The 19,516-nt window shown below is 41.3% G+C and carries 16 protein-coding genes and 2 tRNA genes; 6 read left to right on the top strand and 12 right to left on the bottom strand.

Features of this window, described 5'->3' with window-relative positions; genetic code table 11:
- Positions 1-246: 246 nt before the first annotated feature.
- The gene (locus HMPREF9065_RS07855) at positions 247-462 is read right to left on the bottom strand and encodes a hypothetical protein (RefSeq protein ID WP_021615446.1); all 216 of its coding nucleotides are present in this window, start codon (positions 460-462) and stop codon (positions 247-249) included.
- 767 nt (positions 463-1,229) lie between these two features.
- Between HMPREF9065_RS07855 and HMPREF9065_RS07860 the strand changes: the two genes are divergently transcribed.
- Together HMPREF9065_RS07860 and HMPREF9065_RS07865 are read left to right on the top strand one after the other, a co-directional pair.
- Positions 1,230-3,362 (top strand): type I secretion system permease/ATPase, encoded by a 2,133-nt coding sequence (locus HMPREF9065_RS07860; RefSeq protein ID WP_021615445.1) that lies wholly within the window; start codon positions 1,230-1,232, stop codon positions 3,360-3,362.
- Positions 3,363-3,364: 2 nt separating this feature from the next.
- A complete protein-coding gene (locus HMPREF9065_RS07865) occupies positions 3,365-4,792 on the top strand; it encodes an HlyD family type I secretion periplasmic adaptor subunit (RefSeq protein ID WP_021615444.1) in 1,428 nt (475 codons plus the stop codon).
- Positions 4,793-4,901: 109 nt separating this feature from the next.
- On the opposite strand, the gene HMPREF9065_RS07870 is transcribed toward HMPREF9065_RS07865, so the two are convergent.
- The 3 genes from HMPREF9065_RS07870 to dnaQ form a co-directional block, all read right to left on the bottom strand.
- Positions 4,902-4,978, bottom strand: a tRNA-Asp gene (locus tag HMPREF9065_RS07870).
- A gap of 22 nt (positions 4,979-5,000) precedes the next feature.
- Positions 5,001-5,077, bottom strand: a tRNA-Asp gene (locus tag HMPREF9065_RS07875).
- 94 nt (positions 5,078-5,171) lie between these two features.
- Complete coding sequence (gene dnaQ, locus HMPREF9065_RS07880) at positions 5,172-5,936, bottom strand: DNA polymerase III subunit epsilon (RefSeq protein ID WP_021615443.1); 765 nt, start codon at positions 5,934-5,936, stop codon at positions 5,172-5,174.
- A gap of 67 nt (positions 5,937-6,003) precedes the next feature.
- On the opposite strand from dnaQ, the gene rnhA reads away from it, so the two are divergent.
- The gene (rnhA, locus tag HMPREF9065_RS07885) at positions 6,004-6,480 is read left to right on the top strand and encodes a ribonuclease HI (protein WP_021615442.1); all 477 of its coding nucleotides are present in this window, start codon (positions 6,004-6,006) and stop codon (positions 6,478-6,480) included.
- Here rnhA and uvrD read toward each other — a convergent pair.
- Complete coding sequence (gene uvrD, locus HMPREF9065_RS07890; protein ID WP_021615441.1) at positions 6,477-8,651, bottom strand: DNA helicase II; 2,175 nt, start codon at positions 8,649-8,651, stop codon at positions 6,477-6,479. The two genes, rnhA and uvrD, sit on opposite strands and share 4 nt — an antisense overlap.
- Positions 8,652-8,883: 232 nt before the next feature.
- Between uvrD and rbfA the strand changes: the two genes are divergently transcribed.
- A complete protein-coding gene (gene rbfA, locus HMPREF9065_RS07895; RefSeq protein ID WP_021615439.1) occupies positions 8,884-9,270 on the top strand; it encodes a 30S ribosome-binding factor RbfA in 387 nt (128 codons plus the stop codon).
- Positions 9,270-10,187, top strand: coding sequence for a tRNA pseudouridine(55) synthase TruB (truB, locus tag HMPREF9065_RS07900; protein ID WP_021615438.1), 918 nt, complete (start codon positions 9,270-9,272; stop codon positions 10,185-10,187). The genes rbfA and truB overlap by 1 nt, the downstream gene beginning before the upstream one ends.
- Positions 10,188-10,253: 66 nt before the next feature.
- Here the strand turns inward: truB and HMPREF9065_RS10410 are convergent, their stop codons facing one another.
- The 4 genes from HMPREF9065_RS10410 to HMPREF9065_RS07915 all read right to left on the bottom strand — a co-directional run bounded on the left by HMPREF9065_RS10410 (position 10,254) and on the right by HMPREF9065_RS07915 (position 13,211).
- On the bottom strand, positions 10,254-10,376 hold the full coding sequence (locus HMPREF9065_RS10410) for a hypothetical protein (RefSeq protein ID WP_021615437.1): 123 nt from the start codon (positions 10,374-10,376) through the stop codon (positions 10,254-10,256).
- Positions 10,377-10,446: 70 nt separating this feature from the next.
- Positions 10,447-11,130, bottom strand: coding sequence for a hypothetical protein (locus tag HMPREF9065_RS07905; RefSeq protein WP_033002402.1), 684 nt, complete (start codon positions 11,128-11,130; stop codon positions 10,447-10,449).
- Between the two features lie 106 nt (positions 11,131-11,236).
- Positions 11,237-12,817: a peptide ABC transporter substrate-binding protein gene (locus HMPREF9065_RS07910; RefSeq protein WP_021615435.1), complete on the bottom strand. Its 1,581-nt coding sequence runs from the start codon at positions 12,815-12,817 to the stop codon at positions 11,237-11,239.
- Between the two features lie 28 nt (positions 12,818-12,845).
- Positions 12,846-13,211: a YbaN family protein gene (locus HMPREF9065_RS07915; protein ID WP_021615434.1), complete on the bottom strand. Its 366-nt coding sequence runs from the start codon at positions 13,209-13,211 to the stop codon at positions 12,846-12,848.
- Positions 13,212-13,348: 137 nt separating this feature from the next.
- Here HMPREF9065_RS07915 and prlC point away from each other — a divergent pair, with 137 nt between their 5' ends.
- On the top strand, positions 13,349-15,388 hold the full coding sequence (gene prlC, locus HMPREF9065_RS07920) for an oligopeptidase A (RefSeq protein WP_021615433.1): 2,040 nt from the start codon (positions 13,349-13,351) through the stop codon (positions 15,386-15,388).
- A gap of 128 nt (positions 15,389-15,516) precedes the next feature.
- Here prlC and dcuC read toward each other — a convergent pair whose 3' ends face one another.
- The 3 genes from dcuC to HMPREF9065_RS07935 form a co-directional block, all read right to left on the bottom strand.
- On the bottom strand, positions 15,517-16,875 hold the full coding sequence (dcuC, locus tag HMPREF9065_RS07925) for an anaerobic C4-dicarboxylate transporter DcuC (RefSeq protein ID WP_021615432.1): 1,359 nt from the start codon (positions 16,873-16,875) through the stop codon (positions 15,517-15,519).
- Between the two features lie 170 nt (positions 16,876-17,045).
- Positions 17,046-18,419 (bottom strand): nucleobase:cation symporter-2 family protein, encoded by a 1,374-nt coding sequence (locus tag HMPREF9065_RS07930; protein ID WP_021615431.1) that lies wholly within the window; start codon positions 18,417-18,419, stop codon positions 17,046-17,048.
- 383 nt (positions 18,420-18,802) lie between these two features.
- On the bottom strand, positions 18,803-19,015 hold the full coding sequence (locus tag HMPREF9065_RS07935) for a hypothetical protein (RefSeq protein ID WP_021615429.1): 213 nt from the start codon (positions 19,013-19,015) through the stop codon (positions 18,803-18,805).
- Positions 19,016-19,516: the final 501 nt, after the last annotated feature.

Raw genomic sequence — 19,516 nt, 5'->3', positions numbered from 1 at the left:
AACGTAGCGTGCAACTTGTTGCACGAATAAAAGGCGTTAATACACTAATTTAGTCTGAAAAGTGCGGTGATTTTGGCGAGCGTTTTTATGCGTTTAATGAATTTGGTGAGTTATATTTTCGTGTATCAAGATGCACGCTACGGCCTCAATGTAGCATGCAACCTATTGCATAAATCATGGCATGGATAAAATAACAACATCATGTTTTACATGCTTTGTTAGGCTTTTATTCCACGCCCGATTTCATCATCCCCAATAACTTGACACGGCAATCTTGTCCAAATACGTCTGCACTTCATTACTCGGCATTCGAGTAATGTCTCCGCTGTGTTCTCTCTCAAAACCTGCCATGGCTTCAATTAATTTATCCAGCTGCGACAAGTTTAAGCTTTTGCCATCGGCCAGTTGAATTTGCTCCACTTGGTAATATTCATGAACTATAGGGAGGATTAACACAGCCATCACTTCCTTTATATTTCATTGCATCATATAGTGTAACAGCCAGTCCACTTACTGCAAAACCGCCATTGCGGGCGTTATACCAAGCAAACCGGCACCCCTCTCAAAATAGCAAAGGGATCAATCACAGTTAATTTCCCGCTCCTACGAACATTAATCGCCACTCCTGGGTCGTTAATATATGACCACCTATTCTTCCTAATGTAGATTTACTAAAAGAACCAGCTATAAAACTTACAAGTGAAGATCCATTAGAAATTCCAACAGAAACACTATTGTTTTTTTACAACTTTCTACAATGCCTGTCTCAACAACCCCATCTAGAGCACCAATATTTCCCAGGAATTTTGCAATTAATGCCTCTTTCGTAAGTTTTCCTCAATCTACTGAATAGATAGTGATAATATAACAACAATAAAACCTCACTTTTAATGTTAATGCTTGGCTAATAAAATACCAAAATAATTTTATTTAAATTGTGATAAAGATCACATTTATTTTTATAATTTTTTGCAAGAGATTCTTAATAGTAAAACTTGCCATTGTATAAGATACACTTTTTGCTTGTTATTCTTTAATAACACTAAATACTATTTCTAGATATCTTTCAATAAGGATGAAATGTCAGCTAGAAAAAGTAAAAATCATTCAATTTTTAAAATTTTCATTAAAAATGTGATCAAAGTCACATAATAAAGTATTCTCTAAATACTTACTTAACGATATAATACAAAAATTTATATTATCTAGCTTTAATATTATCTACATATATGAAAGACACATCTACATTAAAAGAGGTTGCTTTACACGCATTAGTTTTACTAGCTCGGTTTCATGGTATCGCTGTTAATCCTATGGATATTCAGCATCAATTTGATACTCAAGGGAGAGGATTGGACATAATTAATTGGCAACGTGCGGCTAAATCTCTTGGACTAAAAGTGCGGTTAATTCATAAAGAGATTTCTCGCTTGCCATTTGTTTCATTACCTGTGTTAGTTTGGGATGATAAGGAAAATAAACATTTTATTCTTGCCGGTATAGATAAAAAACAAGATAAATACCTTATTCATGATTTAGAAATAGAACAACCTAAAACATTATCTCAGCAAGAATTCAAACAGCGTTACTCTGGACAGATTATTGTTGTTGCTTCTCGGGCTTCTGTTTTAGGTCATTTATCTAAATTTGATTTTACATGGTTTATTCCTGCTATTATTAAATATCGCCATATTTTTATTGAAGTTATTATCGTTTCATTAGTTCTTCAATTACTCGCGCTCATTACACCTCTCTTTTTCCAAGTTGTTATGGATAAAGTATTGGTTCATCAGGGCTTTAATACATTAAATGTTATTGCTATTGCACTTTTTATCGTTGTTATTTTCGAGATTATATTAGGTGGATTGCGAACTTATATATTTTCCCATACAACAAGTAGGATGGATGTAGAATTAGGCGATAATCTGTTTCGACATCTATTAAAATTACCATTGGCCTATTTTGAAAATCGACGTATAGGAGAAACAGTTGCTAGAGTTCGTGAATTAGAACAAATACGAAATTTTCTCACAGGTCAGGCATTAACTTCTTTATTAGACTTATGCTTTTCATTTATCTTCCTAACAGTAATGTGGTTTTATAGTAGTACATTGACAATCGTCGTACTCTGCTCTATTCCTTGTTATATTGCTTGGTCTTTAATTATTACGCCTATTTTACGTAAGAAATTAAATGATAAATTTGCACGTAATGCAGATAATCAAGCATTTTTAGTAGAATCTATTACAGCAATGAATATGATTAAATCTACCGCAGTTTCTCCACAAATGATAGCACATTGGGATAAACAATTAAGCGGTTATGTCAGTGCCGGATTTAGTGTTTCTAAAACTGCAATGATAGGAAGTCAAGGGGTTCAATTAATCCAAAAATTAGTGATGGTTATTAATCTTTGGTTAGGTGCTAATTTAGTCATTAGTGGTGATTTAAGTATCGGGCAACTTATTGCCTTTAACATGCTTGCTGGACAAGTTACAGCACCAGTTATCCGATTAGCTCAGCTTTGGCAAGATTTTCAACAAGTCGGGATTTCAGTAGAACGTTTAGGCGATATTCTTAATACAATCACAGAAACGCCCAAAAGTCGTCTAGCATTACCAGAAATTAAAGGTCAAATTGATTTTGAAAATATAAGTTTTAAATATAAACCTGAAGGGAAATATATTCTGTCAAATATATCCTTTTCAATTCCTGCAGGAAATATTATCGGAATCGTTGGTCGTTCTGGTTCAGGGAAAAGTACAATAGCTAAATTAGTTCAACGTTTATATATTCCAACGTCCGGCCAAATTCGTATTGATGGACAAGATATTTCACTTGCTGATCCCAATTGGTTACGAAGACAAATTGGTGTGGTATTGCAAGAAAATATTTTACTAAATCGCAGTATACGAGATAATATTGCCTTATCCGATCCTGGCATGCCTATGGAAAGAGTATTGTATGCAGCAAAACTTGCCGGTGCCCATGATTTTATTATGGAGCTAAGTGAAGGCTATGATACTCTCGTCGGAGAGCAAGGTACTGGTTTATCGGGGGGACAGCGACAACGAATTGCAATAGCAAGAGCATTAGTCAATAATCCTCGTATTCTCATTTTTGATGAGGCAACTAGCGCTCTTGATTATGAATCTGAACATATTATTATGAAAAATATGAAGGCAATTTGTAAAAATAGAACAGTAATTATTATTGCCCATCGCCTTTCAACCGTGCAAATAGCAGATAATATTCTCGTGTTGGATAAAGGTAAAATCGCTGAATTTGGTACATCGGATGAACTGCTCAGTAATCCTGAGGGATTGTACTATTATCTTCATCAATTACAGCGCACGAGGTAAACATGGGAATTTATTGTGATGGAATAAAAATATTTTTCAGTCGATATATTCGATATTTTTACAAAGTTTGGAAAATACGTTCCGAACTCACACCTGTCGTGCGTAATAAGGATGAATACGAATTTTTACCGGCACATTTAGAATTAATAGAAAAGCCTATTTCTCCCCTACCTAAATGGACGAGTAGAATCATTATACTATTGATTCTCATTACGATTTTGTGGTCAATCTTAGGCAAAGTAGATATTGTTTCTGTTGCTAGTGGGAAATTAGCTTATAGTGGAAAGAGCAAAACAATTCAACCTATTGAAACTGCTATGGTAAAAAAGATTTTTGTTCAAGAGGGACAAAAAGTCGAACAAGGTCAGATATTGCTTGAATTAACCGCATTGGGGGCTAAAGAAGATCAAGAGAAATCACAACAATCTTTACAACTAGCATTACTGGCTCAAGCAAGAGCAAGAGCATTGTTAAAGGCCATTGAGCAAGATAAATTACCTGAGCTTACTTTACTAGAAGAAATTCCACAAGATAATAAAGATGTGCTACAGGCACAGCAACTCATTAATGAACAATTTAATACTTATCGCTCACAAAAAAGACAGATGGAGGCCCAATTTAATCAAAAACAAGCTCAGTTGAATTCAATTCAAGCACAAATTACAAAGTATGAAAATCTTTCTAAAGTAGAAACCGAGCGCTTTAAGGACCTTCAGTCTCTTTATAAGCTTAAAGCTATTTCTAAACATGAATACTTTACACAAGAAATGAAATTGAATGAAGCCAATAATGAACTAAATTCGCAACGAAGTCATTTAAAAGAAATTGAAGCCTCTATTGAGCAAACTCGAGAAGAAAATGATCTGCTTAGCTATACTTTTAAACGAGATACACAAGAAGCCTTACGTCAAGCGAATGAACAAGTGGAAAACCTTAAATTCGAATTAGAAAAAACTTCACAGCGCTATGGAACAACAGAAATAAAATCACCTGTTACCGGCACAGTGCAGCAACTGAGTATCCATACCATAGGCGGTGTCGTCACTGCAGCACAACCATTAATGGTAGTAGTTCCCCAGGAAGATAAATTAGAAGTCAATGCTCTAATTAGCAACAAGGATGTTGGTTTTGTTCGACCTGGTCAGAAAGTTGTTATTAAATTAGAAGCATTTCCTTATACTCGTTACGGATACATTACCGGCATTGTAAAGTCAATTAGCTTTGATGCTATTGAAAATGACAAACTCGGACTCGTTTTTTCAGCTATTGTAGAAATGGACAAAGATTACTTAATATATGAAGATCAAAAAATTAATTTAACAGCCGGTATGAGCGTATCCGCTGAAATAAAAACAGGTAAAAGAAAGGTAATTAGTTATTTATTAAGTCCATTACAAAGTACCTTAGATGAAAGTTTTAGAGAGAGATAATGTACGACTGGGTCATTGATTTTGTAAAATTTTAACAAAAAATAGCTTGTTATTTTAAAACATAAATTAATGAACAGATGATTTTTGAATTAGGGATCTATTTAAGAAGTGGCGGAACGGACGGGACTCGAACCCGCGACCCCCTGCGTGACAGGCAGGTATTCTAACCAGCTGAACTACCGCTCCGAATTAGAATTGAGATAAAAATTGGCGGAATGGACGGGACTCGAACCCGCGACCCCCTGCGTGACAGGCAGGTATTCTAACCAGCTGAACTACCACTCCGCACAGGTGAGGTGCATAATAATGTTGAAGGATAGCAACGTCAACTCTTTTTTGTTTTTTTCCGTTTGTTTGTCTAATCAGTGAACGATTCTTTTTACTGCAGGGTTTCCTCTTTTGTGCGACGATCCCACAGGCAATTTTCTTTGCTTTTTTTGTTAATTAATTTGAGATATTCCAAATGGGCTTCCAGTTCTTCTTCTGTCGGTGTAAGCAAGCGTAAATGATGCGAAAAAGCCACCGCACTTTTTACCTGCTGATCCGTTACCACTTGTGGAATGACATCCGCTTCGTTTTCATCAAATAAACTGGTTTGCCCACCGGTCATGGCAAGGTAAACATCCGCTAAAATTTCCGCATCCAGTAATGCGCCGTGCAAGGTACGCTTACTGTTATCAATGCCTAAGCGGGAACATAAGGCATCCAAATTGTTCTTTTTGCCGGGGTACATTTGGCGCGCCATCACTAAAGTGTCGGTAACCGTGCAAATATCGTTGGTTTTTATCGGCAAATTCAGCTTACGAAATTCATAATCCATAAAGCCCACGTCGAAGGGCGCATTATGGATCAATAACTCGGCACCTTTGATGTATTCAATAAATTCATTCGCGACTTGGCTAAAATCCGGTTTGTCCGCCAACATTTCGTCAGTAATGCCATGCACTTTAATCGCATCGGGATCGACCTGCCGATCAGGTTTAATATAAATGTGGAAATTATTGCCGGTGTAACGACGGTTAATTAGTTCCACCGCACCAATTTCAATAATGCAGTGACCTTCATAGTGAGCGCCTAATTGATTCATACCGGTGGTTTCTGTATCCAGTACGATCTGACGATTTGGATGGGGTTGAATACTCATATCTTGACTTTTTATCCGCAAAAATTTCGGGTATTATCGCCTCATTTGCAATAAATTAGTAGTCAATATGCGTAAACAAATCGAAATTTTTACCGACGGTTCCTGCCTTGGAAACCCAGGCGCTGGCGGCATTGGCGTTCTACTTCGTTATAAACAACATGAAAAAAACCTCTCAAAAGGTTATTTCCTCACCACCAATAATCGCATGGAATTATTAGCTGTTATTGAAGCGTTAAATAGCCTCAAAGAACCTTGCGACATTCATTTATACAGCGACAGCCAGTACATGAAAAACGGTATCACGCAATGGATTTTCAATTGGAAAAAAAACAATTGGAAAGCCAGTAGCGGCAAACCGGTAAAAAACCAAGATTTATGGATAGCATTAGACCAAGCTATCGCTCGTCATAAGGTTGATTGGCGCTGGGTCAAAGGACACGCCGGGCACCGTGAAAATGAACTCTGCGACCAGTTGGCAAAACAAGGCGCGGAGAACCCGACATTACATGATGAAGGGTATCGACCGGAAAACGGAGAGGCTTAAAGTCTCTCCAACTTCGCCAAATGGGCAATCAGCCATTTAATCCCTTGATTCTGGAATGCGATTTGTAACCGCAAATTATTATCTGCCCCCTCCACATTAATCACCGTGCCAAAACCGAATTTTTCATGTTTCACTTTTTGCCCCATTTTCCATTCGCTTTCATTGGCAATCGGTGAAACGCTACCTACTTTGGCTTGATTCAAGGCGCGGGTAACTGTGCCGCGTAAACGGATTTCCTGCAAACATTGCTGTGGCAATTCGGAGATAAAACGAGAAGGCAAATGACGTTCTTCTTTGCCATATAAACGGCGACTTTCCGCGTAAGAAATGGTGAGTTTTTGTTTGGCACGGGTAATCCCCACATAAGCCAAACGACGTTCTTCTTCCAAACGCCCGGCTTCTTCAAAGGAACGGAAACTTGGGAATAACCCCTCTTCCACGCCAATCATAAACACTCGTGGAAACTCCAAGCCTTTTGCTGAGTGCAAGGTCATCATTTCCACACAGGCTTGATGCGGTGCCGCTTGTTCTTCGCCCGCTTCTAATGAGGCATGCGTCAAGAATGCCGTAAGCTCTGTCATGTCTTCCGCTTCGTCAGGCTTGATAAATTCGCGCGCAGCAGAAACCAACTCTTCCAAGTTTTCAATGCGCACTTCGCCTTTTTCGCCCTTTTCCTGTTTATACATTTCATACAAACCGGAATGTTTAATGACAAAATCCGTTTGCGCAAACAACGGCATCTCTTCCGTATCCCGTTGCAGGGAATTGATTAATTCCATAAAGCGAAGCAAGGCGGTCGCGGCTCGGCCTGCCAGTTTATTTTCCTGCAATGTCAAATTTGTGGCTTGCCATAATGTGATTTGATGTTCGCGAGTCAGATTACGCAAGGTGTCTAACGTGCGATCGCCAATGCCCCGTGGCGGTGTATTGATTACCCGTTCAAAGGCGGCATCGTCTTGGCGATTAGCAATTAAGCGCAAATACGCCAAAGCATCCTTAATTTCCTGACGTTCAAAGAAGCGCATGCCCCCATAAATACGATACGGAATTTGTGAACGAATTAACGCCTCTTCAATTACCCGTGATTGACTGTTACTGCGATATAAAATGGCACAATCGTTGAGTTTGCCGCCGTCTTCAATCCAAGTTTTAATTTGTGAGGCAACAAACAGCGCTTCATCCAATTCGTTAAAAGCGGCATAAATCCCTACCGGCTCGCCTTGATTGCCTTCCGACCACAAATTTTTTCCTAGTCGATTGTTGTTATTGGAAATCAGCTCATTCGCCGCTTGCAAAATATTCATGGTGGAACGGTAATTTTGCTCCAATCGAATGGTTTGTGCATTGGCAAACTCTTTTAAAAATAACTGAATATTTTCGATTTTTGCACCGCGCCAGCCGTAAATAGATTGGTCGTCATCGCCCACAATCATCACTTTGCCGGTTTTGCCTGCTAATAAACGAATCCATTCATATTGAATTTTGTTGGTGTCTTGAAACTCATCCACCAAAATATGCTGAAAACGTTGTTGGTAACGTTGCAAAATCAGTGGCTTATGTAAAAACAATTCGTACGAGCGCAATAAAATTTCGGCAAAATCCACCAGACCTGCACGATCGCAAGCATCTTGATAAATCTGATAAATCCGAATCCATTCACGTTCTTGACGATCCTGATGATCATCAATTTGATTCGGACGCAAGCCTTCGTCTTTTTTATTGTTGATATACCAAGCGGCTTGTTTTGGCGGGAAACTTTTTTCGTCAAAATGATGTAATTTCATGAGGCGTTTGAGTAAACGCAATTGGTCTTCCGAATCTAAAATCTGGAAATCTTGCGGCAAATCCGCATCAAGATGATGAGCACGCAGAAGTCGATGCGCAATGCTGTGAAAGGTGCCGACCCACATACCAAATAACCGCTGATTGCCGTCGGACAAGACGGATTCAATACGATGACGCATTTCTGCCGCTGCTTTGTTGGTGAAGGTCACCGCCATAATACTCCCTTCGGAAACACCTTCCACGCCAATCAACCACGCGATTCGGTGCGTCAATACGCGGGTTTTACCACTCCCTGCGCCGGCCAACACCAAATAATTGCCCAACGGCGCACTCACCGCTTCCCGTTGTTTATCGTTTAAACCATCTAATAATTCTGCGAAATCCATTATTTTTACTCACAAATACTGTTTTTTTGTACAGGCGAAATTATAGCGAATTTTGGTAAAAACTCAATGAAGGAAAGGGAAAAGAAGAAAAAGTGCGGTGGTTTTTAAATTCGATTCGTTGCTTTCTAGTCTAATAACGCAAAAATCAGATTCGCATATCACATTGCTTTTTCGTGCTAATTGACATGAATTCCAGTAGAATAAGCCCCTTATATCACAAAGGGTAATCATTATGGCTCGAGAATTCAAACGTAGCGACCGTGTCGCACAAGAAATCCAAAAAGAAATCGCGGTGATTTTACAACGCGAAGTGAAAGATCCGCGTATTGGCATGGTGACGGTGTCCGACGTGGAAGTGTCCAGTGATTTGGCTTATGCAAAAGTGTTCGTCACCTTCTTATTTGATCATGATGAACAGGCGATTACGCAGGGCATGAAAGGCTTGGAAAAAGCCGCACCGTATATTCGCACGCTGTTAGGCAAAGCCATGCGTCTGCGTATCGTGCCGGAGATTCGTTTTATTTACGATCAATCTTTGGTGGAAGGTATGCGCATGTCTAACTTGGTGACAAATGTTGTGCGCGAAGATGAGAAAAAACACGTTGAGGACAAAGACTAATGTCCAAACCGCGTAAACGTGGACGTGATATTCACGGCGTGTTTTTGTTGGATAAGCCGCAAGGCATGTCTTCCAACGACATCATGCAGAAAGTGAAACGCATTTTTCAGGCAAACAAAGCAGGGCATACCGGCGCGTTAGATCCGCTGGCTACCGGAATGTTGCCTATTTGTTTGGGCGAAGCCACTAAGTTTTCGCAGTTCTTGTTGGATGCCGATAAACATTATTTAGTCACGGCAAAACTGGGAGAACGTACTGATACTTCAGATGCAGAAGGGCAAATTGTCGAAACCCGTGATGTGAACGTCGAAACGTCTGAAATTTTGACCGCACTTGAGCAATTCCGTGGGGATATTTTGCAAGTGCCGACGATGTTTTCGGCGTTGAAACACAATGGCAAAAAGCTTTATGAATATGCCCGTCAAGGTATTACGGTGGAGCGGGAAGCTCGCCCGATTACAATCTTTGAACTGAACTTCATCGAATATAATGCGCCCTATTTAACCCTTGAGGTACATTGTTCCAAAGGCACTTACATTCGCACTTTGGTGGATGATTTAGGAGAGGCGTTAGGCTGTGGCGCCCATGTAACGATGTTGCGTCGAACGGCAGTGGCGGATTATCCGACAGAAAAAATGCTAGATTGGCACGCTTTACAAAGCTTGGCAGAACAGCAAGATTTGGCTTTATTAGATGCTTTATTATTGCCGATGGATACTACCGTGGCAAAATTGCCGGCGTTAACCTTAAATGAAAGCCAAACGCAAGGCATCGGATTTGGACAACGTATCAAATTCGATAACTCCAACAGGTTGCAAGGACAAGTACGGTTATTTTCCCATGAAAATCGCTTTCTTGGTGTGGCGGTGATTGATGAAAATAACGTGATTCGTCCACAGCGATTAATGGTGTATTGATAGGCCTTTAAACATTAAAAGCATTGCAATGAGCAATGCTTTTCGCTTAAGTGATTGATTCAAGAATTAAAATCGTACACCCGTTCCCACACCAATGCCTACGCCATTTGATCCGCCACCGGCGCCCACGCCGAATGAACAGGCGGTCAAACTCAGGCATAACAGACCAATCATGAGCCCTCTTTTCATATTAGATGTCCTTCACTTATTAAACCCAATAACCGCATTATTGGGCATTAATCTATTGTGTATTTATCCTTTATTTTTTACTTAAACTTAATTTTGCAACGCGATTACCGCTTAACTGACAATCCATTTTATAAAATTGATTACCGTTTAAACGCACATCCGCAATTAAGCGAGAATCACTTTTCGCCATATTTGCCGAACTACGGAATACCCGTTGCGTTTGAGCCACTTGTTGCAGTTTAGTAATACATAAATAATTTAATTTTGCATCGCTGCCGGTTTTAATATTCTCAGCATTTTTATCTGCACTATTTAAACCCAATATTTTTTGTAATTTCGCCCCTTCTTGAACAAGTGATGGCGGAATATTTTTATCCTCCGCACGATAGCGTTGTTGTTGATGTTCAACTAACGTGAGCGCACCATTTTTATAGGCAAACGTCGTCGTTTCACTGCCTTTATTGACTTTAATGAGTTCCGGTTGTGGATTCAAAAATGCCGTATATTGCGTATCCAGTAAAATATACTCAAAGCGCGGTAAGTTTTCTGCCTGTTTTATGGCATTTTGTGATTCAGCCATTTCCGCTTTTTGCAATTTCGCTTTAGAGGATTCACTCTGCGTCTGCGGAGCTGTTACAGAAGGTTTTGGTGAGTCCTCACCGATCATGGAATTCCATGCGGACTCTAATGATGAACATCCGGTAAATAAAAATACCGAAGAAAATAAAACGGCTTTCGTAATAGATGAATGCATCATAACTCCTTATTCATAATCAAATTTGGCATAGTTTACCGATTTTTTCTATTTTCACAATATGACGGCACGGAGTTTATTATGCGCATAATCTTTCGTGCTATAGTTAGAAATTTCTACGAAATAAATCTTTACTGTAAATGACCTCAGTAGGATTGGATAAATCATAGCCGTTTAGGGTAGGATGAAGATAAATGGGGATCGTAGTTTGATATAAGGGCAATACCACATTTTCTTGTTGTAGAATTTGTTCGATTCGACTGTAAAGTGCGGTGCGTTCTGACGATGGAATCCGTTGCAAACTTTGCTCAAATAAGCGATCTACCTCTTCATTGTGGTAACCACTTATATTGTCCGGGCTGTGGCTGTAAAACAAACTTAAAAATGCAGAAGGATCGTGATAATCGGCGCACCAGCCGGCACGAGCAATCTGAAAATCGCCTTTTGCCATCTTCTCTAATAATTGTTGTTTCGGCAGTGCTTCCCCGCTAACCCGAATCATATCCGATTGTGCCCACATACGCATTAACGACTGCGCCATTTGATGTTGAAATTCGGTTTGATCATAACTTAACGTGACCTTTAACGGTGATTTCTCATTAATATCACTTTGAATTAACAACTGCTCCATTGGCGTTTGCTCCCAATGGCTTTCTATTGTTTGCATCGATATCGGCAAGAAATTATCACTTAAATAAATAACATTTTTGCCACTCAGATTCACGTGACGAGAAGAGGCCATAATAGATAACGCTTTTCTGACCGAACTTTGTGCCAATTTCGGGTGTTTCATATTAAAGGTGTAGAAATAGGTACAAAGTTGCGGAAAATATTGCGCTTGCTCAGTTTGCGTAGGATTAATCACCACATCCAAGTCGCCAAGCGCTTGTTGCGTCGTCATTTTTTGGTAATCCACCTGCTGAAACGACACCTTCTCTTGCGCCCAATAATGCGGATTTTTTTCTAAGTGAATCACATTATTTTTTTGCCCTGTCACATAATAAGCGCCATTTGTAATAATCTCTTTTTGTTCTGATGAATACTGAGGTAATAAACTGATATGCGCTAACATTTGTGGCAAATAAGGCGTCACTTTATCTAGGCTAAGAAGTAAAGTACGGTCATTTTCCGCCACGATTCCAAGTCGGTCGGCAGGTAATTCACCCTTTAACACGGCGTCGGCATTAGCTAAATTCATGTATGCCAAATACGATTTTAACGGGCTCGTCGAGGTAGCTAAGGCTTGCCAACTCGCCACAAATTGTTGCGCCGTTACCGGTTCACCGTTCGACCATTTGGCCTCTTGTCGCAAACGAAATGTCCATGTTTTGTTATCTTTCGTTTGCCAGCTTTCCGCTACCGCCGGAATCACCTTGCCCTGCGGATCATAAATCACCAGACCTTCCAAGACATCACGCAAAAGTGCCACTTGTGTGACATCTTCGGCTTGCGCAGGATTGAAGACAAAATCCTTATATCCTCCGCGAATCAACAAATGCCGATTGTTCTGTGACGGCGTTGGTAGCGACATTGACTGCGGCTGTACGGTTTGCGTTGAAAGAGAGGAAACAACAGCGTCGTTCTGCTTTTCATCACAAGCACTCAAGGCAAAAACGCAGAAAAAAAGCACCGCACTTTTTAATTGAAGAAGACGAAAAGCAGAACGAGGAAAGTCAATAATATGCATGGAAATTACTTTATGAAACAAGGATACCCTATTCTTCTTCCAGCGTTTTAATCCAGAAAAAGAAGAACCAATATTTGATCAATAAGACAGCAACGATAATGCTTTTACCAACAATGCTCGGTGTAAAATAAAACCCGATCATCAACATCGTGGTGGAAAACATCAGAATGGTCATTTTCGCTTTTTTCGTTAATGCCCGCTGTTCGTGGAAATCTTTTAAATGGTTTTGATAAATCTTCGTACCGATAAACCAATTATGTACACGTTCGGAGCCTTTTGCGAAAAAGAAAACGGTTAACAATAAAAATGGCGTGGTAGGCAAAATCGGCACCACAATACCGATCAAACCAAGAATAAGAAAAAGAAAACCTAACGTGATATAAAAATACTTCATAGATACCTCAAAACAAAAATTATTCGCAATTATCCCTGAATGGCTGGATTTTTCAACCTTGAAATCATAAAATTCTCCCCAATCTATTTAACGTTTAATCGTTATTTCCATCCGTTTTTCTTTTTAAGGAAGTCTTTATGTCAAACCCACTACTTACACCAACCGATTTACCTGCTTTTAGTAAAATTGAACCGCAATACATTGAATCCGCTATCAAACAACTTATTCAAGAAAACCGCGAAACGGTAGAACGCGTTGTAAATCAACCGCACTTTACTTGGGAAAATTTCATTCTACCGTTAACCGAAGCCGGTGATCGTTTAAGCAAAGTATGGTCGCCAATCTCGCATTTAAACTCGGTGAAAAATAGCCCGGAATTACGTGAAGCCTATCAAGCTTGCTTGCCATTATTAGCCGAATACAGCACGTGGGTCGGTCAACATCAGGGGTTATATGAAGCCTATTTACAATTAAAAAATAGCCCTGAATTTGCCGATTATACTCAAGCGCAAAAGAAAGCCATTGAAAACAGCTTACGCGATTTCAAATTATCGGGCATTTCCTTACCGGCAGAAAAACAAAAACGCTATGGCGAGATTGCTGCCCGTTTATCCGAACTAAACTCACAGTTTAGCAATAACGTATTAGACGCCACCATGGGCTGGGAAAAGATCGTTGAAGATGTCAGCCAGCTCAAAGGCTTGCCGGAATCCGCACTGGAAGCGGCCAAACAATCCGCGGAAAGCAAAGGGGTCAGTGGCTATCGCTTCACTTTGGAATACCCAAGCTATATTCCGGTCATGACCTATTGCGAAAACCGTGAATTACGCGAAGAAATGTATCGTGCCTTTGCGACCCGCGCTTCCGATCAAGGGCCAAATGCCGGTAAATGGGATAACTCGGCGATTATGCAGGAGATCCTTAGCCTACGAGTGGAATTAGCCAAATTATTGGATTTCAACACCTACACCGAATTATCCCTTGCCACCAAAATGGCGGAAAATCCGCAACAAGTGTTGGATTTCTTAGAAAATCTCGCCACACGTTCTAAAGCCCAAGGCGAACGTGAATTACAAGAATTGAAAGACTTCTGCAAAACGCACTATAATTTGACCGCACTTGAGCTTTGGGATCTGTCTTTTTACAGCGAAAAACAAAAGCAACATTTATATGCCATTAACGATGAAGAATTACGTCCGTACTTCCCGGAAGATCGCGTATTGAGCGGTTTATTTGAATTGATTAAACGCATTTTCAATATTCGCGCGGTAGAGCGCCATGGTGTCGAAACCTGGCATAAAGATGTCCGTTTCTTCGATTTGCTTGATGAAAAAGACGAGGTACGCGGCAGTTTTTATTTAGACCTATACGCTCGTGAACATAAACGCGGTGGCGCTTGGATGGATGATTGTATCGGTCGTCGTAAAAAGATTGACGGCAGCCTACAAAAACCGGTGGCGTATTTAACCTGTAACTTCAACCGCCCGCTTGGCGATCAACCGGCCTTATTCACGCATGATGAAGTCACGACGCTATTCCATGAATTCGGCCATGGATTGCATCATATGTTGACACAAATTGATGTGGCGGATGTTGCCGGTATTAATGGTGTGCCTTGGGATGCCGTGGAATTGCCAAGCCAATTTATGGAAAACTGGTGTTGGGAAGAAGACGCGCTACAGTTCATTTCCGGTCATTATCAAACCAGAGAGCCTCTACCAAAAGAAAAACTCAGCCAATTACTTAAAGCCAAAAACTTCCAAGCGGCAATGTTTGTTTTGCGTCAGTTAGAGTTTGCGCTGTTTGATTTCCGCTTGCACCACACATTTGATCCAAACAAGCAAAATCAAGTGCTGGATATGTTGCATGAAGTGAAACGCCAAGTTGCCGTCATCCCTGGCGCAGAATGGGGAAGAATGCCGCACAGCTTCAGCCATATTTTTGCCGGCGGCTATGCGGCAGGCTATTACAGCTATTTATGGGCGGAAGTCTTATCGGCAGATGCCTACTCGCGTTTTGAAGAGGAAGGAATTTTCAATCCACAAACCGGTCAATCCTTCTTGGATGAAATTCTCACCAAAGGCGGCTCTGAAGAACCGATGACCTTGTTCAAAAACTTCCGTGGCCGTGAGCCGCAATTAGATGCGTTATTACGTCATAAAGGCATTGCCTCATAATCGGTATGATGAACTAAAAAACAGCGCACTGTTTAATGCAGTGCGCCGTTTCTTTTCTTCAAATAAGTAATAACGCCTTTCTCAATCTCAAAATACGGTGAAAATTCACCGCACTTTAAGTCAGAAAATTACGCGCCCGGAATGAAAAATTCGGTTGCGATAATCACGCAAATGAAACCAACTGCCATTGGTACGGACATTCGTTTGACAATTTCAAATGGGGAAATTCTTGCCATACCGGATACGGCAACCACGACACCGGACACCGGGGATAAGCCGCGACCTAAGTTGGAGGCTTGTAACATTGGCACGGTTAAATAGGCAGGATTTGCGCCCATTTGGGTAGCGAGTTTTGGAATTAATTCGGCGAAGGCATAGAATGCCGCATTGCCCGAACCGGTTGCCATGGTGGCTAAAATCGTAATCACCGCCAAGACTAACATCATAAACATTCCACTACCACCGAAAGATTGGGCAGAATTAATCAGATTAGTGATAAAGCCAATGGTGCTTAAACTTTGTGCGAACACGCCGGCGGCAACCAATAACATCACCACGCTGGCAAAGGCATCTGCCATGCCACGATAAGCAATCACTAAATTGTCGAAGGTTTTTTTCGCACTGAAATTACGGATGAAGTCGATGACTGCGGTGATCACAAAGCAAAGAATAATGACGGTGACGATGTGTAATTCAGGTAAGTTAAACCATTTACCGTCAAACAGGATTACACCGATGATCGGCAACAATGGCAAAATAGCGTAAAAGGTCGGTACATCGGTTCTGATTTCGGACATATCGATCGGTTTTGCATTCACTTTCTCTTTGCGATCCAAATAACGTTGCCAGAAGAAATGGGCGGCACCAATGCCACAAATTGCCACAATGGACACCGGCAAGCTGGTGGAAAAGGCGAATTCGCTTAATGATTGTTTGGAAATCTCTGCCGACAACACCACATCGCCGGAGGTTGGCGATAAGATAATAGAAATCGGCGATGCACAAATGGCGGCGGCTGCACCACGAGAAATGCCCATATTAACCATGACAGGGAATAAAGTTGCCATTAATAACACACCCAAGCCTGTTGCAGAAGCAACCGCAAAAGACATCAAACAAGCAAGAAAATACGCCAATACCATCAGCACGTAAGGGGAGCGAATATTTTTTAACGGCATGGAAACGATTTTTACCACCATGTCGTTGGCGCCTAAGTGAGTCATGTAGGCGGAGAAACCGCATAAGATCATGATCATTAAGCCTAACCCACCACTGCGGTTGGAAAGCAAATATTTCACGTATTCAAGAATATCGAAATAGGCTGAGCCGGTACTTTTGACGTTTTCCGGCAAAATGGAATACCCCATTAACACCGAAATCAATAACAAGACTAAACCGCCGAACATGAGCACGCCCGTCGCGGAATAGCCTTTCACGATATAGTAAGCGACCAGAATAATCGCCACTAAGCCAATGATTAAATCCATAATCTCTCCTTAGGTTTAAAATCAGTTACGAGGGAAAATTTAGCGAAAAAATAGCAAGTTTGTAAACGACCTTATGTGGAAAACTTGAAATAGATCATAGAAAAAGTGCGGTGATAAATCGTAACGTTTTTTTAGACGCTTTTATCACCGCACTTTTATCGTGCATTCGTTTATTTTTCCGTCAAATAAATGCTTTTATCCTGCTCATCTCGTGGCAGAATTAAATTTAACACCACTGCCGTAATTCCGCCTGCCGCAATGGCATTTCGGAAAACTTCCGGCAACATTTTGAACACTTCCGGCTCAAAAGCGACGCCCAATCCCACGCCGACGGCTGTTGCAGCAATAACCGCTTCACGCCGATTGATGCCATGAGTCATGATAATCCGTACACCGGCAATGGCAATTAATCCGAACATCAATACCATAGCGCCGCCAAGTACCGGGCTTGGAATGGTGGTGAAAGCGCGACCGACAATCGGGAATAAACCAAATAACACCAAAATAGCCGCGATAAATTTACCCACATGGCGGGAAGCCACGCCCGTCATTTGAATGACACCGTTATTTTGGGCAAAGGTGGTAAGCGGTAGGGAACCTAGCGCAGTGGCAATCACAGACACTAATCCATCAGCAAAGACTCCGCCGCGTAAACGTTGACGGAATTCTTCGCCTTCATAAGGCTGACCGGAAACCATCGCCGTTGCGGTTAAATCACCAACGGCTTCAAAAACGCTTAATAAATAGATGATGGCCGCAACCCAAAAAGCTGACCAATCAAACGCAAAACCATATTTAAAGGGCATCGGGATGGTGAAAAAGTCCACGTCTTTTAACGGTGAAAAATCAACCATGCCTAAGGTTAATGCTACGATGTAGCCTGCAATGAGTCCTACGGCAATGCCACTCATGCGTAAAAACGGATTGCGCATACAGTTAAAAATGAGCACAACAACCAAGACTAAGGAAGCTAAACCGATATTTTGTAACGAGCCAAACGCCTCCGTGCCTTTGGCGCCAAACCCACCGCCAAAATCGGTGATACCGATGTCAATCAAACTCAAGCCGATTAATAACACGACCACACCACTGACGGTTGGGGTAATAACACGCTTTAAATAAGGCAGCACCCAAGCGGCAGCGCACACAAGAAACGCCCCGACAAACGACACGCCAAGCAAGGTGGAAATCATGGTGTTTTCGTCAATACCATTTCCTTTCATGCTGAGCCCAACGGCGATCATTACGCTGACGAAAGAGAAGTTTACCGATTGAATAGAAAGCATACCGGAGCCGATAAAACCGAAACGATGTACTTGAATATAAGTGCCAATACCGGACGCGACCATTGCCATGGAGACCAAATAAGCCGTCATGTGGACGGGTAAACCAAGCGCACCACCGACGATAAGCGCAGGGGTGACCATGGGGACGAAAATTGCCAATAGATGTGTAATGGCACTGATTAATGCATTAAAAAAAGGCGGTTTGTCTTCTAAACGATAGACCAAATCCGCTTCCGCAGTTTGTTGTTCATGTTCCATGAGAGGATCCTTAGAAAGGGAAAGTGATAAGAGAAATAATAGGGTCGAAATTTTAGTGGATTTTCAGCACTTGCGCAAACGATTGCTTTTATTTTTAAAAAGACAATTTAAAAAGGACACATGAAAGTGCGGTGGATTTTTACGATAAATTTTTGTCGCTAGATAAAATTGAATACAAGTTATGCCTTAATACACCGTCCCCGTAGCGTGCAACTTGTTGCACGAAAATATAACAACAGCGCCCAAAAGTCGTCTGCCCTGCTCCGTCGTCGTCGCGAACGCGCAGACAGAACCATTGATGTGTCGTTTGGGGTAAATGGTGGGGAAAGAGGTGCAAGGCTATATAGACGAGTTGACCGCACCTTAAAAGTGCGGTCATTTTTTTAGAGGTTTGAGCCGATAAGCATACCAAGTATAGTAGCAAGAGGAGCTTTAAAAAACACCACTAGAGCAAATACAAGGGCATAAAACAAGGTGCCGAAAAACAGAACTTGTCCGAAGGTGATAACACCGAACAACATAAACAATAAGCCGATTTCATACGGTAGTAACACAACCACCCAACCAATCCAACGGACATCAATGTCTTTATCCATAAAGGTTACCTCATGGCAGATAATTTAACATTCAAGATCAAGTTCAACGCTAACCCTGAACTCACATGAGGCGATTTTAAAACGTTTAAACGTAACTGACAACGCAAGACCTAGAAAATGCCCTCGTAGCGTGCAACTTGTTGCACGAAAACATCACTCACAGCCGCGCGAGTAACGTTGTTTTGTGAAAAGATATACATAGTTTCAACACACAGTCGCTCGAAGGTGGCTGCCCGGCTATCTATTATTCGGATAACGGTGGCGGTGAGTTTCAACACACAGCCACCCGAAAGTGGCTGCTTGAAAAACTTGGATTCAACCAATACATCAGCGATGTTTCAACACACTGCCGCGCGAAGGCGGCTGCAGTTTCCTTTCTGTCTCCTGTAACCATTACAACTTGTTTCAACACACAGCCGCGCGAAGGCGGCTGCTTACTGCCATAACATGACCTATACCAGTGACACCCGGTTTCAACACACAGCCACCCGAAGGTGGCTG

This window comes from Aggregatibacter sp. oral taxon 458 str. W10330 (assembly GCF_000466335.1).
Lineage (GTDB): Bacteria > Pseudomonadota > Gammaproteobacteria > Enterobacterales > Pasteurellaceae > Aggregatibacter.
The sequence above is the reverse complement of the archived record's forward strand: the minus strand, read 5'-3'. Positions and strand labels throughout refer to the sequence as shown.